General features: G+C 50.1%; 2 protein-coding genes. Both read left to right on the forward strand.

The genetic code is table 11. From position 1 onward, the window contains the following. Window positions 1-158 precede the first annotated feature (158 nt). Window positions 159-845, forward strand: a complete 687-nt coding sequence (locus ACI31J_RS05270) for a response regulator transcription factor (protein WP_104688021.1) — start codon at window positions 159-161, stop codon at window positions 843-845. 15 nt (window positions 846-860) lie between these two features. Continuing rightward, a complete protein-coding gene (locus tag ACI31J_RS05275) occupies window positions 861-2,318 on the forward strand; it encodes an ATP-binding protein (RefSeq protein WP_439773392.1) in 1,458 nt (485 codons plus the stop codon). The last annotated feature ends 119 nt before the right edge of the window (window positions 2,319-2,437 follow it).

The following is a 2,437-nucleotide window of genomic DNA, read 5'->3' on the forward strand; positions in this document are numbered from 1 at the left end:
TTTTTAAATTTTAATAATTGGGGACCGCAATTTTTCAACGAGGAGACTTTTCCCTAATTTAATGGCCAGAATGCTGGGGTTTATTAGAAAATTGTGATAAAATTATTTTGTTTTATTAATATGGTCGTTATTAAATTGATTGTTAGTAGGTGAAATTAATGAGTCGAATCTTGATTATCGAAGACGAAGAGAATTTGGCAAAGTTTGTGGACATGGAGTTGAAACATGAGGGGTACGACACCGATGTTGAGCTTGATGGCCGGGCCGGACTGGAAGCGGCCCTGAACCAGGATTTTGACGTTATTCTGCTCGACCTGATGCTGCCGGAATTAAACGGGATCGAAGTTGCCCGCCGGGTTCGGGAACTGAAGGATACGCCAATCATTATCATGACCGCTCGGGATTCAGTAATCGACCGGGTTTCCGGCCTTGATCACGGAGCTGATGACTACATCGTCAAACCGTTTGCCATTGAGGAACTGCTGGCTCGGGTGCGGGCATTGCTGCGGCGGATCAGTATCGAGGATGGCAACAACAAGGAACACCAGACCACTGTTAACTATAAGGACTTGACGATTGAAAAGGAAAACCGGGTCGTTCGGCGGGGTGACGAGGTGATCAACCTGACTAAGCGGGAGTACGAGCTCCTCTTGATCCTGATGGAAAACATCAACGTTGTCATGTCACGGAAGGAACTGCTTTCCAAGGTCTGGGGCTATGATTCCAAGGTTGAAACCAACGTGGTTGATGTTTACATTCGTTACCTGCGGAATAAGATTGATCGCCCTGGTGAGAAGAGCTACATTCAGACCGTGCGGGGTACTGGATACGTAATTCGTTCGTAAGGTTCGTGGTTAATTATGGAGGAAAAAACAAGTAACCGACGTTTTATTTCCTTAAAGCTTAAGTGGGCCTTCGGGACGGCGGTGGGCTCGTTGGTTGTTTTCTTCATCGTCGCCATGGCGATGTTTAGCTCATTCACCCAGAGTCTCTTTAACCAGGAACGGGACCTGCTCAACCAGGGGATGACCAATATCAGCCGTCAGCTGGGCCGGATTAATCAGCCGCTCACCAAGCGAAACATCAGCAACGCGATCGATCCTGCTGATGGCCACGTGGCGGAATACCAACGGCCAATTGTTCAGGAGCTCAGTGACGGCCACCTGATCGTCAACGTCTATGGCCGGGATCGACAGCCGATCCTGAGCACCGGAAAGAGCATCACCAAGCCGACCTTTACCAGCCGGCGTCAGGTTAAGATGATGAAGGGGGCCGCCCACAAGGTGATTGTTGGTCAACAGCCGATCTACGCCCAGCGCGACCACCGGCGGATCGGCTACCTTCAGGTGGAAAACAAGCTGAACGCCTATTACCAGAACTATGACCGTTTGCGGCTCGTGGTGATCCTGGCGATGTGTTTGGTCGTCCTCGCCAGCGGGCTGCTCGGCTATTTCTTGTCCATGATGTTTTTGCGGCCGCTTGGTGAGATCCATGATACCGTCAAGACGATCAGTAAGGATCCAACTAAAAATGTCCGGGTGCCAGTTCCCAATCATAATGACGAGTTGGCCGAGCTGACTACGATGTTCAATGAGATGCTGGATCGGATGCAGCGCTACATTGAACAGCAGTCGCAGTTTGTTAGTGACGTCAGCCATGAGCTCCGTACTCCGATCGCCATCATCCAGGGTCACTTGGACATGTTGGATCGGTGGGGCAAGGATGAGCCGGAGGTCCGTGATGACTCAATTCGGGCCTGCCTGATTGAGACTAAGCGGATGAAGAACCTCGTTCAGGAAATGCTGGATCTCAGCCGAGCCGAGCAGGTTGAGATCAACTTCCGGGACCAGAAGACAGTGGTCAACGACGTGGTCCATCAGGTCTTCAATAACTTCAAGATGCTTTATCCGGACTTTCACTTCACCTTAGATGACGATCTGAATGAGTCGATCACGGTCAATATCTACCGCGACCACCTCGAACAAGTCCTAGTCATCCTCTGTGATAATGCCGTCAAGTATTCAAAGGAGCGCAAGGAAGTTCACATCTCCCTGTCCCGGGGAATGAATACGGTGGAGATCGGCATTCAAGACTTTGGTGAGGGAATCCCCGCTACGGATATCGATAAGGTCTTTGACCGCTTTTACCGGGTAGATAAGGCCCGGAGCCGAAAGAAGGGCGGCAATGGCCTGGGACTGTCGATTGCCAAAAGGCTGATCGAGGGCTACCACGGGTCCATTACCCTGGAAAGCTCGCTGGGGGCCGGTTCGCTTTTCCGGATTATCTTGCCGATTGTTGAGGATCCGGAAGCGCTTTAATTATTATGAGAATTCAAAAAGAGCCGCGATGCTAATGCGTCGCGGCTCTTTTACGTAATAGACATTTTGAGAGTGTCAAGAAGTTTGTGTAAATTAGAAAGCCTTAGCGTATGATTTAG

The sequence above is a fragment of the Limosilactobacillus sp. genome (genome assembly GCF_051873075.1).
Classification (GTDB): domain Bacteria; phylum Bacillota; class Bacilli; order Lactobacillales; family Lactobacillaceae; genus Limosilactobacillus.